Source organism: Paraburkholderia sp. RL17-381-BIF-C (assembly GCF_046026435.1).
GTDB lineage: Bacteria > Pseudomonadota > Gammaproteobacteria > Burkholderiales > Burkholderiaceae > Paraburkholderia.
The window spans coordinates 1-15,742 of sequence record NZ_JARESX010000078.1 but is presented as its reverse complement, the minus strand read 5'-3'; the positions used below and the strand labels follow the sequence as shown (position 1 = coordinate 15,742).

Genomic DNA, 15,742 nt, shown 5'->3' with positions numbered 1-15,742 from the left:
CACAACGATCCGAATGAGAGGAAGCCCGCATGAGATGCCTCGAAAGGAGCGGCGCCAGGTGACCGAGGTTTGTCTTGCGACGCGGTCCATGTGGCACGATGAACTCGTGGCGGGGAGCGGCTTGCCTTGAGCGAACGCGATCCCGACGCGGAACTGCTCGAACGGATCGGCCGGCAAGATCCGGCCGCCGTCCGTTCGCTCGTCTCGCGCAAGCTGCCGCGTCTGCTGGCGCTCGCCACGCGCATGCTGGGCGATCGCATGGAAGCGGAAGATGTGGCGCAGGAGGTGTTCGTGCGGATCTGGAAACAGGCGTCGCGCTGGCGGGAAGGCGAGGCGAAATTCGATACGTGGGTTCATCGCGTCGCGCTCAACCTCTGTTATGACCGCCTGCGCGGCCGGCGTGAAGATCCGCACGGCGAGATGCCCGAAGAAATCGATCCCGCCGCGCTTCCCGAGGCCGGTCTCGAAGCACGTGCGCAGGACCAGCGGGTTCGTGACGCACTCGCCGCGTTGCCGCCACGGCAGCGCGAGGCGCTCGTGCTCAACTACTACCAGGAAATGTCGAACATCGACGCTGCGGCCCTGATGGGCATCTCCGTCGATGCGTTGGAAAGTCTGCTGGCCCGCGCGCGCCGCAATCTGCGCGCTCAACTGGCTGGCAGCGGCCTTAGCAAGGACAAGTCATGACGCCCGAAAGATTCCATCAGATCGTCGAGGCCTACGGTGCCGAGCCGCGCCGCTGGCCGCAACAGGACCGCGCGGCGGCACAGGCGTGGGCCGAGGCGCATCGCGAGCAAGCCGATGCGTTGCTCGCGCAGGCGGCCGGCGTCGATGCATGGCTTGCTGCGGACAAGGTCGCGCCGCCCGGCGCGGCCTTGTTCGAGCGCGTGCTGGACGCTGCGCCGGGTCGCCGGACTGCGCCACGGCGGCGCTTGTGGTGGTCGGGCGCGGCGATAGCGGGCGTTGGACTGATGGGCGGCGTGGCCGGCGCGTTTGCGGTCTCGTTCTTCGTTCTGACGGGCGCGGCGCAGCAGCTGCCGCCAGTCCATGAGTCGTCTTATTTAACTTCGAGCTTTGGTGGTTCGTCCGCCGATTGGAGCGACGAATGAACGGCCGGACCTGGAAAATCGTGCTGGTGGCCTCGCTGGTGCTGAACGTGTTTCTGGTGGGCGCGATCGTCGGTGGTGCTTATCAATGGTTTGCCGCGCGCGGTGCGGCGGCACCGGTGCTGGCGCAACAGCGCGCGCTGCGCTTCGCTGCGCAAACGCTGTCCGCCGACCGCCAGAAGGCTTTCGTCGACAGCCTGAAGGACGCCCGCCGCGAAGGCCGGCAATATGCTCGCGACGGTCGTGAAGGGCGTCGCGACGTGTTGCGTCTGCTGGCGGCCCCTCAGTTCGATCGCGCGGCGCTCGATGCCGCGCTCGCCCGCACGCGCGACGCGGACAGCCGCCTGCGCGCGCAAGTGGAAGGCAGTGTGGCGGATTTCGCGGCGACGTTGTCGCCCGAGGAGCGAGTCCGGTTCGCCGACAGCCTGAAACTGCGCGGGCAGTGGCGCGAACCCCAGCCGGCGGCGAGTGCGAACAAGCCGGCAAATCAGGCATCGAGCGAAGCTTCTGGCGATTAAGAAGCAACAGCAAAACACAGCAACACAGCGCGGGCGTTCGCGACGGATTTGCCCGAGGCAGCCGTTTAAAGACTATCCAAAGCCGAAGAGGATGGTATGGCCAACTCACCGAACCTGAACGCGGCAGCGATCGCGCTGAATCGCTTCGGCCTGGGCGCGCGCGCCGACGATACGCCTCCCGCCGACCCGAAAGCGTGGCTACTCGCCCAGCTCGAACAGTACCAGGCGCGGCCGGCCGCGTGGGCGAGTCAGCCGGACTCGGTGGCGCTTTCAACCGAGTTGCTGCAGCAGCGCATGCAGTTCACGCAGCAGGCTCGCCAGAATGCGGGCGAGGGCACGGCGAGCCAATCCGCGATCGGGCGCAATTCGGCGCAGCCTGAGGCGAAAACAAACGCTCAACGCGACGCGCAATCCAGCTCCCGAGCTAACGCGCAAGCCAACGCCCAAGCCGCGATCCAGGCAAACGCTCAAACTGCGAGACAAGCCGAACGAAAAGCCATGCGTGGTGAAATACTCGACCTGTACCGCTCATCCGTGAATGCCCGGGTGACGAGTGCATTGACCACGCCGACGCCGTTCGTCGAGCGGCTCGTGCATTTCTGGGCCAACCACTTCGCGATATCCACCGAGAAGCCGGGCGTCGCCGCACTGGCGGGCGCATTCGAGGCCGAAGCAATTCGTCCGCATGTGCTGGGTCGCTTTGAAGACATGCTGGTGGCCGTGGAACGTCATCCGGCCATGCAACTGTTTCTCGACCAGACGCGCTCGGTAGGGCCGGACAGCATGGCGGCCCTGCGTGCCGCACAGCGTGATCCGGATCGCAAACGCGGCCTGAACGAAAACCTGGCGCGCGAGATCATGGAACTGCACACGCTCGGCGTGCGCAGCGGCTACACCCAGGACGATGTCACCGAATTTGCCCGCGCGCTAACGGGCTGGAGTGTCGCGGGCAACCCGGCCAATGTCGGCAACGCGGGCCGGATAGCGATGCGGCAGAGCGCGGCGCCGGGCACCTTCGTGTTTCGCGCCGCACTGCATGAGCCTGGCTCGCGGACCCTCATGGGCCGCCGCTACGACCAGCCCGGAGAAGAGCAGGCGCTCGCCATCCTGCATGACCTCGCAAGTGCGCCTGCGACCGCGCGGCATATCGGCGGCAAACTGGCCCGTCATTTTGTCGCTGACAATCCTCCGCCCGGCGTGAGCGAGCGGCTCGCCAGTGCGTTCGAGCGCAGCGGCGGCGATCTGCCGGCCGTGTACCGGGCGTTGATCGAAATGCCGCAAGCGTGGTCGCCCACTGCCGTGAAGTTCAAGACGCCATGGGAATGGACCATTTCGTCGATGCGCGGACTCGGCTGGCGCGACCTCGGCAGCCAGCAGGCGGCCCCGATTCTTACCCAGCTCGGCCAGCCGGTGTGGCGGCCGGGGTCGCCGGCCGGCTACGACGACATCGCGGCAAGTTGGGCCGCGCCCGACGCGCTCGTGCGCCGGGTCGAAGTGGCGCAGCGTTTCGCCGCGCGTGTCGGCGACCGGCTCGACGCCCGCTCGCTCGGCCAGACCTGGTTCGCCGGTTCGCTCAGTGCGCCGACGGCGACTGCGGTATCTCGCGCTGAAAGTGCGTCCACGGCGATCGCGCTGTTACTGGTCTCGCCGGATTTCCAACGGAGATGAACGCCATGCTGTCACGCCGCAAGTTTCTGAGCGTCACCGCTACCGGCGCGGGCGCGATGCTCGTGTCGCCGCGGATCGTGTTTGCAAGCGTCGCCACCGAGCGCCGCTTCGTGTTCGTGATCCAGCGCGGCGCCGCCGACGGTCTGAACATCGTCGTCCCCTACGCCGAACCCGCCTACGCCACACTGCGTGGCGCGCTCGCCATCGACACTTCGAACGCGCCGCGTCTGAACGGCACCTTCGCTTTGCATCCGGCGATGGCGCAGATCGCCGCGATGTACGCGGACCAGCAGGCGCTGTTCGTACACGCGGTGGCGTCGCCGTATCGGGACCGCTCGCACTTCGACGGACAGAACGTGCTCGAGACCGGCGGTACGTCGCCGTATCAGATGAAAGACGGCTGGCTGAACCGGCTCGTCACGCAGTTGCCCGCCACGCGCGAGAACGCGATTGCATTCGCGCCGACCGTGCCGATGGCGTTGCGCGGCGCGGCGGGTGTGACGTCGTATGCGCCCTCGGCGTTGCCGCAAGCGCCCGACGATCTGCTCGCGCGCGTTTCGCAACTCTACGACAAGGACGCGCAGTTGCGCCCGTTGTGGGAGTCGGCGATGACCGCGCGCGGCCTTGCCGGCGACGCCGGCGCGCGCCAGGATCCGGCGAGCCTCGGCAAGCTCGCCGCCGGCTTCCTGGCGCGCGAGAACGGTCCACGCATCGCGATGATCGAAACCGGCGGCTGGGACACACATAGCGCGCAGAACGCACGCCTCGCCAATCAGTTGAAGGCGCTCGATACGATGCTCGCCGCGTTGCGCGACGGCATGGGTCCATTGTGGAGCAAGACCACCGTGCTGGTCGCGACGGAGTTCGGCAGAACCGCCGCGGCCAACGGCACGGGCGGCACCGATCATGGCACGGGCTCGGTGGCGATGGTGCTGGGCGGCTCGGTGCGGGGCGGACGAGTGATCGCCGACTGGCCGGGTCTCGCGCCTCACAACCTTTACGAAGCGCGCGATCTCAAACCAACGACTTCGCTCGATGCGCTGATCGCCGGCACTGCGAGTGAAAGCCTCGGACTCGATCCACAGCGTACGGCGGCTGTGCTGTTTGGCCAGACGGCGGCGGGGCGGCCGTTGGCAGGCATCGTGCGAGCTTAGTGTGGCGAGCCGACCTCGGGCAGATACGGCGAGCGATCAGGTGGGCTGCAAGCTCGCGTGACGCAAGTCCCATTGCGATGCTGAATTTCAAATACCAGGACGACAGGCGGCGCCTTACGCTCTCATTGTGCGACGAGCGGCGCCGCCTGTGGTCACCAGGCAACTCACCGGGTGACAGAAGAGGCGCTTAACCTCCGCCGCCCTGGGTGCCGATAGTCAGCTTGTTATTCACCGACTTCACACCCGCCACATTCTTTGCCACTTCCTCCGCCTGCGGAATCTGCGCGCCGTCGGGCACCGATCCCGTCAGCGTGACTACGCCACCGCGGGCCCGGACAAACACGTTCGACACGTCAAAACCCTGCGCTTTCGACAGAGCCTTGCGCACCTGCAGACCAAGCGAGCGGTCCGCCTTCTTGACCGTTTTGGCACTGGGCGCCGACGCGTCGGCGGACGGCGCCGCATCGCTCGACTGGGCATAGGCGCTGGACGCAGTTGCCACACACAATGCGATGCCCAGCGCCTTCAAAAGATTGACTGTTTTCACGTTTTCTCCATCCTCGAAAAGTTGATGTCGCTTTGTTGCATGCAAAAAACCACGCGCTTGCGAGCACTTTGCCGCCCACGAGGAGCACTCTGTCTTGTAGAAGAGTCATGCCGCGTCGCTCCCGGCGCGCTTAAACAATACTCCAGCGCACGCGCTCATGCTGGAAAAACTGGCTGGAGCGCCGCATGGGGAGCGGTTCAGGCCAACATTGCGCTGGCTGTTGCTGATGGCATCGAGCAAGTCTGCTTACGCGATTCGGGCTGCAAATTCGCCGGCGCCGCAGCGCCTAAAACCAGTTCGGCGCCATGCTGAGCGTGGTGTCATCCAAAGCCCGCAGCGTCTTTAGCATCAACGCGACGCGCGGCAGTTCCCAGCGGAAGAACCACTGGCACGCATGCAGCTTGCCGCGATAGAAGTCCGCGTCTGCCTCGGTATGCGATGCGCTCAGTCGGGCGCTGGCGACGATCGCTTGCCGCAGCCACGTCCATGCGATCACGATATGGCCGAACGCTTCGAGAAACGCATTCGCGTTGGCGAGTGCGGGTTCGCTGTCATTAGCCAACGCGGGCAGCAGTGCTTCGATCGTGGCAGTCAGGTCGGTCCATGCTTCGCCCAACGCAGCGGCGTGCGGCAGCAATGGCGCATGCTCGCGCGCCGCATCGACCGTGCGCTGGATCTCACGTGCCAGGTGGCCGAGCGCGGCGCCCTGTTTCATCGTCACCTTGCGGCCGAGCAGATCGATGGCCTGGATGCCGTGGGTGCCTTCGTGAATCATGTTCAGGCGATTGTCGCGATAGAACTGCTCGACCGGGTATTCACGCGTATAGCCGTAGCCGCCGTGAATCTGGATCGCCAGGCTGTTCGCTTCGAGGCACCATTGGGACGGCCAGGATTTCACCACCGGCGTCAGCAGGTCGAGCAGCAGGCCCGCTTCGGCGCGTGCCGTGTCGCTCTCGCCGGTGTTCTGTTCATCGACGAGACGCGCCGCGTACAGGCACAACGCATAAGCCCCTTCCACATAGGCTTTTTGTGCGAGTAGCATGCGGCGCACGTCGGCGTGTTCGATCAGCGGCACTTGTGGATCGAGTGGGTTCTTGTTGTCGGGACGACGCCCTTGCGGCCGTTCGCGTGCGTAATCGAGCGAGGCCAGATAGCCGCGGTAGCCGAGCATGACCGCGCCTAGACCGACGCCGATGCGCGCCTCGTTCATCATGTGGAACATGGCGGCGAGACCCTGGTGCGCTTCGCCCACCAGTTCGCCGATGCATTGACCGTGTTCGCCGAACGACAGCATGGTCGACGTCGTGCCGCGCCAGCCCATCTTGTGAATCAGTCCGGCGAGCGCGACGTCGTTACGCTCGCCGAGCGTGCCGTCTTCGTTGACGTGGAATTTGGGCACGGTGAAGAGCGAGATGCCTTTGACGCCCGGCGGCCCGCCGGGAATACGCGCCAGCACCAGATGCACGATGTTCTCGCTCAGTTCGTGGTCGCCGCCTGAAATGAAAATCTTGTTGCCGCGAATCGAATAGGTGCCGTCCGCATTCGGCGTGGCGCTCGTGACGAGATCGGAGAGACTCGAGCCCGCCTGCGGTTCCGTCAACGCCATGGTGCCGAACGCGCGGCCTTCGAAGAGCGCTTGCAGATATTTTCGCTTCTGTGCCGCGCTGCCGAAACGTTCGATCACGTTCGCGTTCGCCGTGGTCAACATGGCATACGACGCAGTGGCAATGTTCGCACTCTTGAAGAGTGACAGGCACGCGAACGAAATCACCGAGGGCAGCTGCATGCCGCCCCATTCGTAGTCTTTACCCGCAGCGAGAAAACCGGTGGCGCGCAGTGCGTCGAGGGCCTGCTTGACCTCGGCGGGCAGGGTAACGCGCTGACCGTCGAACTGCGGTTCGTGTTCGTCGGAGAGACGGTTGTGCGTCGCGAATTTTTCCACGGCAACCGCATGCGCGGTTTCGAGCGCGGCGTTGAAGGTCTCGCGGCTGTGATCGGCATGGCGCGCGCGCTGCGTGAGCGTCTGCGCTTCGAGCACTTCGAACAACTGGAACTCGAGATCACGCGGGCTGATGATCAGCGCATCTTGCATGACAGAAGACCCGTAGAAAAAATAAGCCGTTATGCGCAACAGGTGCGCAACGCATAAGGAAAAACACAGCCGAATGCCTCAGCACGGCAGGGCTGAAAAGCGCCTTATCCGGGTAATTCCCAATGCTCCGTCTGGCGGCGTTGCATGTCAGTTTATAACGAAAGTGAATGAGCGTGCTTTTATTTACAGGCTGAATTCCGGCACGTATGATGGACGAACAATGTGGTCAACCAGTCTGCACAGCAGAACAATCTGGAGGAGCGATGCAATGTCTGTGAAGGACCTGTTTCGACTGGACGGCAAGGTTGCACTGATCACCGGTGGCTCTCGCGGACTGGGTCTGCAAATGGCCGAGGCACTCGACGAAATGGGGTGCCGCGTGGCCATTACCGCGCGTAAGGCCGACGAACTCGCTGAAGCGAAAACGCATCTGCAACAGCGTGGTATCGAAGTGCACACGGTGGTCAACGACCTGCAGCGCTTCGAGGGCATTCCCGGCCTCGTGGATGAAGTGCTGGGCGTGCATGAGAGTATCGATATTCTGGTCAACAACGCCGGCGCGACATGGGGCGCACCCGCCGAAGACTATCCCGACGAAGCGTGGCACAAGGTGATGAACCTGAATGTCAATGCACCGTTTTTTCTCGCGCGAGAAGTCGGCAAGCGCAGCATGATTCCGCGGCGCGCGGGCAAGATCGTCAATATCGCATCGGTAGCGGGGCTGAAGGGATCGCCGCCCGGCATGAACACGATTGCGTACAACACGTCGAAGGCCGCCGCGATCAATTTCACACGCGCGCTGGCTGCGGAATGGGGCAAGTACAACATCAATGTCAACGCGATCTGCCCGGGCTTTTTCCCTTCGAAAATGTCGGCGGGTCTGCTCGGAAAACTGGAAGACTCGATCGTTTCGCGCACGCCGTTGCAGCGCCTGGGTGGCGACGAAGATCTCAAAGGCCCGATCGTGTTTCTTGCGAGTGAAGCGTCGCGCCATATTACCGGTCAGGATTTCGCGGTGGACGGTGGGGCGATTATCGTCTAGGTGCGACGCGGGTCAGGCGTGACGATGTGAACGAAGCGCGCGGCTCGGGCAAACCGCGCAAACCGGGCAAACCGCGCGCGGACACTAAAAAATCAGGAGACGCTGATGAACGAACGCCATCATGCGCATTGGCCGCCGCAAGTGCCACTGCATTTGACGCTACCCGAGACCAGTCTTTTCTATAACGCCGAAGTCTCGGCGGCGCGCTTTCCCGACAAGCCGTTCATCATCTTCTACGACACGGCGATCACGTTTGCGGAATTCAAGGACGAAGCCGAGCGGGTGGCGGGCTTTCTGCAGCAGGAATGCCAGGTCAAGGCGGGCGACCGTGTTCTGCTCTATATGCAGAACAGTCCGCAATGGATCGTTGCTTATTACGGCATTCTTCGGGCGAACGCCGTGGTGGTGCCGGTCAATCCGATGAACATGACCGCGGAGTTGGCGCATTACGTCGAAGACAGCGGCGCGACTACGATCATCGCGCCGCAATGTTTGTTCGCGAACGTCGAGCCGTTGATCGGCAACGGGGCCGGCAAGGGCATCGAGCACGCGATCGTCGCGACGTATAGCGATTATCTGAAACGGCCGTCGCCGATTCCCGTGCCTGAATTCGTCGCCGCGCCGCGCAAGACTTTCGACATTGCCGGCGTCACGCCGTGGCGAGACGTGATCGAGCGGCACATCTCGCCGGGGCCGCTCACCACCGGTCCGGACGATCTGTGCGTGATGCCTTATACGTCGGGGACCACCGGCAAGCCGAAGGGCTGCATGCACACGCACCGCAGCGTGATGAGCACGCTGCTCGGCGGCTGTGTGTGGTTCTCGGCGCCGTCTGACGGTGTTTATCTATCGGTCTTGCCGCTCTTTCACGTGACGGGCATGCAAGGCGGCATGAACAGCGCGGTCTTCTCGGGCGCAACGATCGTCCTGTTGCCGCGCTGGGATCGCGAAGCGGCAGCGCTATGCATGCAGAAATATCGCGTCACCGCATGGCAATCCATCTCGACGATGATGGTCGACTTTCTGTCGAACCCCAAGCTCGGCGAATACGATCTGTCGAGCCTCACCGGCACGCGCGGCGGCGGCGCGGCGATGCCGGACGCGATTGCGAGAAAGCTCAAGGCGCTGACAGGACTCGATTATGTGGAAGGCTACGGTATGACGGAAACGATTGCCGGCACGCATATCAATCCGCCGCACCGGCCGAAGCCGCAATGCCTGGGCATTCCCGTGTTCGACGTGGACTCGCGCGTGATCGATCCGGTCTCGCTACAGGAATTGCCGCAAGGCGAAACGGGCGAGATCGTCACGAACGCGCCGCAGGTCATGCAGGGTTACTGGGGCAATCCGAAAGCGACGGCGGAGGCGTTCATCGAACTCGACGGCAAACGGTTTCTGCGGACTGGCGATCTGGGCCATATCGACGAAGACGGTTATTTCTTCATGACCGATCGCCTGAAACGCATGATCAACGCGTCCGGTTACAAGGTATGGCCGGCCGAAGTCGAGGCGCTGATGTACCGGCATCCGGCGATTCACGAGGTGTGCGTGATCGGCGTGAAGGACGAGAAACGCGGCGAGACCGTGAAAGCGCTGGTCGTGGCGGACGCGGCGCATGCAGGCACGATTACTGCGCAGGAGATCATCGACTGGGCGCATGAGCAGATGGCCTCGTATAAGGCACCGCGCATCGTCGAGTTCGTCGGGTCGCTGCCTAAATCGGGCAGCGGCAAGATTTTGTGGCGGAAATTGCAGGAAGAGGACGCGGCGCGCACGGCCGGCTCGTGAGGTTCGTCTGCTTGACGAAAAACCCGCTCGCGGCGCTGAGAATACTCTTCGGATGGTTTGCCTGTAAGCTCTTATCGCGAGTCCGCAGTGGTTGCAGTGCGCGGCTCGTGGTGCTGGACAAAGGCTTGCAGACAGGCTTCGAGGCTATTGCCAACTTTCGAGAGGGGATATTGAAGATGAAGAGCTTTGCCGTTAAACAGATCATGCTCGGACTTGCCGTCACCGCCCTGGTGGCAGGCAGCATTCCGCTCGCCGCGGCTCAAGATGCCAGCGGCGCTGCTGCTACCGCGGCGCCTGCCGCGGCAAGCAGTGCGAAACCCACCAAGGCCGAGCGCAAGGAGGCACGCAAGCAGGCGCGTGCCAAGAAGAATGCCGAGTTGAAGAAGCTCGAAGACGCAGGCTACCAGCCGGCCCAGAATGATCCGACCTATCCGGACAAGCTGCAGAAGGCCGAGAAGAAGGCCGGCGTCGGAGCAGGCGCGAGTCAGTAAGTGTGGCTCCAGCCGCGCGACGTGATTGAATTTCGCGCGGCTGCCGCCGGGACGCGCCACCGTGTTGCACGCGTGTGCATGCGCGCGGGAGGGATGCGAGCCGACTCAATCCAACCCAATTCAGCGCAACCCAACCCAACCCACTCAGCGCGCGCCGAGCGTCTCGATCAGCATGTCGACGAACGCCTTCACACGCGCCGTCATTTGTAACTGCTGTGGATACACAGCATAGATGTCGGCACCCGGCGTGCGGTAGTCGGGCATGACGTGGACGAGCCGGCCATCGGCGAGATACTCCGCGATATCCCACTCGGCGCGCATCAGAATGCCGTGGCCGTCCAGCGCCCATTTCACTGCGATTTCCCCGTCATTGGTGGTGAGGTTGCCACGCACGCGCACCGTTTCGGTCTGCTCCGCGGCGCCGCGTCCGCTGGTCAGACGCCAGAGCCCGTAGCCATCGCCGCCCTGGCGAATGCCGATGCAGTTGTGCTGCGCCAATTCCGCCGGGCTGCGCGGCGCTCGCCGTTGCGCGAGATAGCGCGGCGCGGCGCACAGCAGGCGCCGGTTCGATGCCACCCGGCGCGCGATCACGCGCGCATCCGGTGGTTCGCCAAAGCGCACGCACACGTCGAAGGCGTCGTCGCTGAGCGGCGGCGGGTCGACCGACAACTGCAATTGCACGTCCACTTCGGGAAAGCGCCGGACGAACGCCGAGATCAGCGGGGCGACGTGGCTGCGCCCGAAACCGAGTGTCGCGTTGACGCGCAGCAGACCTTTCGGCGCCGCCTGCGAGCCGCCGAGCAACTGGGCGAGGTCATCCATCTCGCTCAGAATGCGCCGTGCGCGCGTCAGATACAGCTCGCCTTCGGGCGTGAGGCTCATGCGCCGCGTGGTGCGGTTGACGAGCGAGACGCCCGCGCGCGATTCCATCTGCGCCAGATGCTTGCTCACGGCTGCCGTGCTCAGGCCGAGTTCGCGCGCCGCCGCCGTCAGACTGCCGCTCGCGGCGAGCGTGGAGAAAAAGGCGAGGTCGTCAGGTTGGATGGACGAGGTCATGGAACGGCCTATTGTTAACCTGAAGTTAAGGATGCTTTGAGTCTAGCAGCGTATTTTCGGGCCGTGGCCGTTCTACGATGCGCTCCATGCTTTCACAACATCATGGAGACGCCCAATGAAGACCTATCGCATCGCAACCATTCCCGGCGACGGCATCGGCAAGGAAGTCGTGCCCGCGGGCCGGCGCGTACTCGAGGCCATCGCCGCGCGCAGCGACACCTTCGCCTTCGAGTTCGAAAATTTCGATTGGGGCGGCGACTACTACCGCGAGCATGGCGTGATGATGCCGGCCGACGGACTGGATGCGATTCGCCATCAGGACGCGATCCTGTTCGGCTCGGCGGGCGACCCGCATATTCCCGATCACGTGACGCTGTGGGGTTTGCGCCTGAAAATCTGCCAGGGCTTCGATCAATACGCGAACGTGCGTCCCACGCGCATCCTGCCCGGCATCGACGCGCCGTTGAAGCGTTGCGCGCCGCAGGATCTCGACTGGGTCATCGTGCGAGAGAACTCGGAGGGTGAATATGCCGGCGTGGGCGGCCGCGTTCATCAGGGCCATCCGATCGAAGTCGCCACCGACGTGTCGATGATGACCCGCGCGGGCGTCGAGCGCATTCTGCGTTTCGCGTTCCGGCTCGCGCAGTCGCGGCCGCGCAAACTGCTGACGGTGATCACCAAGAGCAACGCGCAACGTCACGCCATGGTCATGTGGGACGAGATTGCGCTGCAGGTATCAAAGGAATTTCCAGACGTCCGCTGGGACAAGGAACTGGTCGACGCCGCCACCGCGCGCATGGTCAACCGGCCCGCCACGCTCGACACGATCGTCGCGACGAACCTGCACGCCGATATTCTCAGCGATCTGGCCGCGGCGCTGGCCGGCAGCCTCGGCATCGCGCCGACCGCGAATCTCGATCCCGAGCGTCGTTACCCGTCCATGTTCGAGCCGATTCACGGCTCCGCGTTCGACATCATGGGCAAAGGGCTGGCGAATCCGGTCGGCACCTTCTGGTCGGTGGTGATGATGCTCGAACACCTGGGCGAGCACGGCGCCGCGCGGCAATTGATGGCGGCCATCGAACGCGTCACGGCGGACCCGTCGCTGCATACGGGCGACCTGGGCGGCACGGCCACGACCGCGCAGGTGACCGATGCCGTTTGCGCGATCCTCGCCGCCGACTCGTCCACCAAAGCGGTGGCCGGCGTGAAGGTCGCCTGAGCCTACCCCGCGTACGTCATACAGAAACATAACGCCCGGACGAACACGTCACGGGCGATCTCACTGCACCGTGCAGAGATCGAGTGGAGACAGGTATGAACGATGAATTGCAGGCCCGTGTGGTTCGCAAGCTGACCTGGCGCATCTTGCCTTTTGTGATGCTGCTTTATTTCGTCAGCTTTCTCGACCGTGTGAACGTCGGCTTTGCGGCCATCACCATGAACAAGGACCTCGGCTTGACGCCGACCATGTTCGGGCTCGGCGGCGGCATTTTCTTCCTCGGCTATTTTCTGTTCGAGGTGCCGTCGAATCTGATCCTCAACAAGGTTGGCGCGCGCATCTGGATTGCGCGCGTCATGGTGACGTGGGGCCTCGTTTCGGCGGCATCCGCGTTCGTTGCGGGGCCGACTTCGTTCTATACGCTGCGCTTTCTGCTCGGCGTGGCCGAAGCCGGATTCTTTCCCGGCATCATTCTTTACCTGAGCCAGTGGTTTCCTGCCCGGCAGCGTGCCGTCGCGGCCGCTGCGTTCATGGCGGCCGCGCCTTTGTCGACCGCAATCGGCTCTCCCATTTCCGGCGCGATCATGCAGATGCCCGCGTTGTTCGGGTTGAAGGACTGGCAGTGGCTTTTCATCGTCGAAGCGATTCCCGCCGTCCTGCTCGGCTTTGCGGTACTGAAAGCGCTCACCGATTCCCCGGACAAAGCCAAATGGCTCGCCGCCGATGAAAAGGCCTGGCTCATCGCCACCTTGCGCGAAGAACGCATCGGTCGAGAAGCACACGCCGGACATGCCGCCGGCGCGCTCGCCGCGTTGCGCGACCCGCGTATCTGGATCATGTCGATGATTTATTTCGGCACGTCCGCGGGACTCTATACGCTTGGCTTGTGGGCGCCGCTCATCATCCGCCAATATGGTTTCAGCGCGCTCGGCACGGGCGCATTGAACGCGATTCCGAGCGTGCTGGCGGTGATCGGCATGGTGGTGTGGGCGCGTCATTCGGACCGGCGCGGCGAGCGCACCTGGCATGTGGTGATTCCGTGCGTGGCGGCGGCGCTCGGGCTCGCCTGGGCCGGCGTCGCGGACACGGCGGTCGGCGTGGTGCTGGCGCTGGTCGTGGTGAACGTCGGCATTAGCGCGGCCAAGGCGCCGTTGTGGGCGATGCCGAGCACGTTTCTCTCGGGTGCGGGCGCGGCTGCCGGCATCGCCATGATCAATTCGATCGGCAATCTGGGCGGTTTCGTCGGGCCGTTTGCGATCGGCTGGCTGAAAAGCGTGACGGGCGGATATGCTGCCGGGCTCTATGTGGTGGCGGCGAGCCTGGTGGTTTCCGCTGTGCTGGCGCTGGCCGTTGGCCGGCGAGGATATCGGACCGCGCCCGCGACGCAATGATCCCGCATGACCGGATCTCGACAAGATGCGTTGCCATTGCCGCTCAAGGCACGCGTCAAGGCATTGATGCTTTCCGTACCTGAATCGATTACGCTTTCGCCAGCGACTCAAAATTCAGGCACACCACCATGGCATCCCGGCAGGAAATCAAGCGATATAAAGCCAATCTTTCCGACGAACTGCACAGCGCCGCGCTGTACGAGACACTCGCCGAGGCCGAGAAAGACGACACGCGCAAACAGGTGTATGGCGACCTCGCAAAGTCGGAGCGCGAGCATGCACGCGTGTGGGCCGACAAGTTGAGGGCCAACGGGTTCGAGCCGAAGGGCGCGGGCCACGCCATCAAAACGCGCCTGATGAAAGGCCTGGTTCGCCTGTTCGGCGCGGGTTTCGTGCTGCCCACGCTCGCGGCGGCGGAATATGCCGATCGCAATAAATACGAGGGGCAACCGGACGCGGGCCGCATGTCCGCGGACGAGCAGCATCACGCCGCCATCGTCCGCACGCTGGCGCATGGCGGTGGCGACGCGAATCTGTCGCCGGGCGCGCGGATCGCCGCCGCGGAGCAGTGGCACAAGGGCGCGGGGGCCGGCAACGATTTGCGCGCCGCCGTGCTCGGCGCCAACGACGGCCTCGTCTCGAACTTCTGCCTGATCATGGGCGTGGCGGGCGCGGGAACCGGCAACAAGGCGATTCTGTTGACGGGGCTGGCGGGGCTCATCGCCGGTGCATGCTCGATGGCGCTGGGCGAATGGCTTTCGGTCACCAACGCCCGCGAACTGGCCAGCACGCAGATCGCCAAAGAGGCGCAGGAAATCGAGGAGACGCCGGAAGCCGAAGAGCACGAACTCGCGCTGATCTATCGCGCCAAGGGGCTCGAAGCGGACGAGGCCAAACGGGTCGCCTCGCAAATGATGCGCGACAAGAGCAAGGCGCTCGATACCCTGACTCGCGAAGAGCTCGGACTCGATCCCGCGGAGTTGGGCGGCAATCCCTGGTCGGCCGCGGGTGTGTCGTTCTGCCTTTTCTCGCTGGGTGCGATCTTTCCGGTGATGCCGTTTCTGTGGACTCGCGACTACAACGCGATCGTGCAATGCGTGGTGCTGAGCATGCTGGCGCTTGCGTCGATCGGCGTGTTCACGTCGCTTTTCAACGGACGCAGTGCCGGATTTTCGGCGTTGCGGCAGATTGTGATCGGGCTGATCGCGGCTGCGTTCACGTTCGGGGTCGGGCGGCTTTTGGGTGTGTCGGTTTCGTGAAGGCGGACCGGCTCGCATCTGGCGAACGGCATGATGGATAGCTGCTTTCGGCTCTCGCCTGAAGCAGGTTCGAGTCGATCCGGGGTTGCGTGATGAAACAGCGCTTTTCGGGCCGAATTTCCGACCCCTTCGTCTGCTGCGCTGCCGCAACCTGACCGCCGGGCTGCGGGACAGCATTTTTTTTGCTCCGCGCCGCCTCCACTTGCTCAGGCGCGACACGCGTCGCCGCTCAGCCAAACACCCTCCAAACCCTTATCCAGTAAGGCTCCGGCAGCCGCCGTCCGGCGTGCGCCAGAGAGGGGTGTCGCATTTCCACATGTGCTTGTCGCAAATAGTCGGCTAGGCGCACTTTTTTCTGGCAACTATGTATGCACAGCGCGGACGGACGTCCGCCACTGCAGCAACTAT

14 protein-coding genes are annotated in these 15,742 nt (G+C 64.0%); 11 read left to right on the top strand and 3 right to left on the bottom strand.

All coding sequences use genetic code 11. From position 1 onward, the window contains the following. Positions 1-126: 126 nt before the first annotated feature. From P0D70_RS30850 to P0D70_RS30830, 5 genes are all read left to right on the top strand, one after another. Complete coding sequence (locus P0D70_RS30850) at positions 127-687, top strand: RNA polymerase sigma factor (protein WP_408187262.1); 561 nt, start codon at positions 127-129, stop codon at positions 685-687. Then, positions 684-1,109 (top strand): hypothetical protein, encoded by a 426-nt coding sequence (locus tag P0D70_RS30845; protein WP_408187261.1) that lies wholly within the window; start codon positions 684-686, stop codon positions 1,107-1,109. The genes P0D70_RS30850 and P0D70_RS30845 overlap by 4 nt, the downstream gene beginning before the upstream one ends. Beyond that, a complete protein-coding gene (locus P0D70_RS30840) occupies positions 1,106-1,624 on the top strand; it encodes a periplasmic heavy metal sensor (protein WP_091801602.1) in 519 nt (172 codons plus the stop codon). The genes P0D70_RS30845 and P0D70_RS30840 overlap by 4 nt, the downstream gene beginning before the upstream one ends. A 96-nt stretch (positions 1,625-1,720) precedes the next feature. Continuing rightward, on the top strand, positions 1,721-3,292 hold the full coding sequence (locus P0D70_RS30835) for a DUF1800 domain-containing protein (RefSeq protein WP_408187260.1): 1,572 nt from the start codon (positions 1,721-1,723) through the stop codon (positions 3,290-3,292). Between the two features lie 5 nt (positions 3,293-3,297). Beyond that, on the top strand, positions 3,298-4,446 hold the full coding sequence (locus P0D70_RS30830) for a DUF1501 domain-containing protein (RefSeq protein ID WP_408187259.1): 1,149 nt from the start codon (positions 3,298-3,300) through the stop codon (positions 4,444-4,446). Between the two features lie 187 nt (positions 4,447-4,633). Here the strand turns inward: P0D70_RS30830 and P0D70_RS30825 are convergent, their stop codons facing one another. Together P0D70_RS30825 and P0D70_RS30820 are read right to left on the bottom strand one after the other, a co-directional pair. Next, a complete protein-coding gene (locus tag P0D70_RS30825; protein ID WP_091801595.1) occupies positions 4,634-4,993 on the bottom strand; it encodes a BON domain-containing protein in 360 nt (119 codons plus the stop codon). A 286-nt stretch (positions 4,994-5,279) separates the two neighbouring features. Further along, entirely contained in the window at positions 5,280-7,085 is a 1,806-nt protein-coding gene (locus P0D70_RS30820; RefSeq protein ID WP_408187258.1) for an acyl-CoA dehydrogenase, read from the bottom strand. Positions 7,086-7,353: 268 nt separating this feature from the next. Between P0D70_RS30820 and P0D70_RS30815 the strand changes: the two genes are divergently transcribed. The 3 genes from P0D70_RS30815 (at position 7,354) to P0D70_RS30805 (ending at position 10,406) form a co-directional block, all read left to right on the top strand. Then, a complete protein-coding gene (locus P0D70_RS30815) occupies positions 7,354-8,127 on the top strand; it encodes an SDR family oxidoreductase (protein WP_408187257.1) in 774 nt (257 codons plus the stop codon). A gap of 105 nt (positions 8,128-8,232) precedes the next feature. Then, positions 8,233-9,915, top strand: coding sequence for a long-chain fatty acid--CoA ligase (locus P0D70_RS30810; protein ID WP_408187256.1), 1,683 nt, complete (start codon positions 8,233-8,235; stop codon positions 9,913-9,915). A gap of 176 nt (positions 9,916-10,091) precedes the next feature. After that, positions 10,092-10,406 (top strand): hypothetical protein, encoded by a 315-nt coding sequence (locus tag P0D70_RS30805; protein WP_408187271.1) that lies wholly within the window; start codon positions 10,092-10,094, stop codon positions 10,404-10,406. 144 nt (positions 10,407-10,550) lie between these two features. On the opposite strand, the gene P0D70_RS30800 is transcribed toward P0D70_RS30805, so the two are convergent. Then, positions 10,551-11,462, bottom strand: coding sequence for a LysR family transcriptional regulator (locus P0D70_RS30800; RefSeq protein ID WP_408187255.1), 912 nt, complete (start codon positions 11,460-11,462; stop codon positions 10,551-10,553). Positions 11,463-11,577: 115 nt separating this feature from the next. Here P0D70_RS30800 and P0D70_RS30795 point away from each other — a divergent pair, with 115 nt between their 5' ends. The 3 genes from P0D70_RS30795 (at position 11,578) to P0D70_RS30785 (ending at position 15,334) form a co-directional block, all read left to right on the top strand. Further along, a complete protein-coding gene (locus P0D70_RS30795) occupies positions 11,578-12,684 on the top strand; it encodes a tartrate dehydrogenase (RefSeq protein WP_408187254.1) in 1,107 nt (368 codons plus the stop codon). A 95-nt stretch (positions 12,685-12,779) separates the two neighbouring features. Then, positions 12,780-14,075, top strand: a complete 1,296-nt coding sequence (locus P0D70_RS30790) for an MFS transporter (RefSeq protein WP_091801572.1) — start codon at positions 12,780-12,782, stop codon at positions 14,073-14,075. A 128-nt stretch (positions 14,076-14,203) separates the two neighbouring features. Next, on the top strand, positions 14,204-15,334 hold the full coding sequence (locus P0D70_RS30785; protein WP_408187253.1) for a VIT1/CCC1 transporter family protein: 1,131 nt from the start codon (positions 14,204-14,206) through the stop codon (positions 15,332-15,334). Positions 15,335-15,742 lie beyond the last annotated feature (408 nt).

What these genes read in the sequence shown, in the direction of transcription:
- P0D70_RS30805 (WP_408187271.1), top strand. Translation starts at nt 10,092, where the DNA reads ATGAAGAGCTTTGCCGTTAAACAGATCATGCTCGGACTTGCCGTCACC.
- P0D70_RS30840 (WP_091801602.1), top strand. Translation starts at nt 1,106, where the DNA reads ATGAACGGCCGGACCTGGAAAATCGTGCTGGTGGCCTCGCTGGTGCTG.
- P0D70_RS30815 (WP_408187257.1), top strand. Translation starts at nt 7,354, where the DNA reads ATGTCTGTGAAGGACCTGTTTCGACTGGACGGCAAGGTTGCACTGATC.
- P0D70_RS30800 (WP_408187255.1), bottom strand. Translation starts at nt 11,462, where the DNA reads ATGACCTCGTCCATCCAACCTGACGACCTCGCCTTTTTCTCCACGCTC.
- P0D70_RS30830 (WP_408187259.1), top strand. Translation starts at nt 3,298, where the DNA reads ATGCTGTCACGCCGCAAGTTTCTGAGCGTCACCGCTACCGGCGCGGGC.
- P0D70_RS30785 (WP_408187253.1), top strand. Translation starts at nt 14,204, where the DNA reads ATGGCATCCCGGCAGGAAATCAAGCGATATAAAGCCAATCTTTCCGAC.
- P0D70_RS30795 (WP_408187254.1), top strand. Translation starts at nt 11,578, where the DNA reads ATGAAGACCTATCGCATCGCAACCATTCCCGGCGACGGCATCGGCAAG.
- P0D70_RS30790 (WP_091801572.1), top strand. Translation starts at nt 12,780, where the DNA reads ATGAACGATGAATTGCAGGCCCGTGTGGTTCGCAAGCTGACCTGGCGC.
- P0D70_RS30845 (WP_408187261.1), top strand. Translation starts at nt 684, where the DNA reads ATGACGCCCGAAAGATTCCATCAGATCGTCGAGGCCTACGGTGCCGAG.
- P0D70_RS30810 (WP_408187256.1), top strand. Translation starts at nt 8,233, where the DNA reads ATGAACGAACGCCATCATGCGCATTGGCCGCCGCAAGTGCCACTGCAT.
- P0D70_RS30820 (WP_408187258.1), bottom strand. Translation starts at nt 7,085, where the DNA reads ATGCAAGATGCGCTGATCATCAGCCCGCGTGATCTCGAGTTCCAGTTG.
- P0D70_RS30835 (WP_408187260.1), top strand. Translation starts at nt 1,721, where the DNA reads ATGGCCAACTCACCGAACCTGAACGCGGCAGCGATCGCGCTGAATCGC.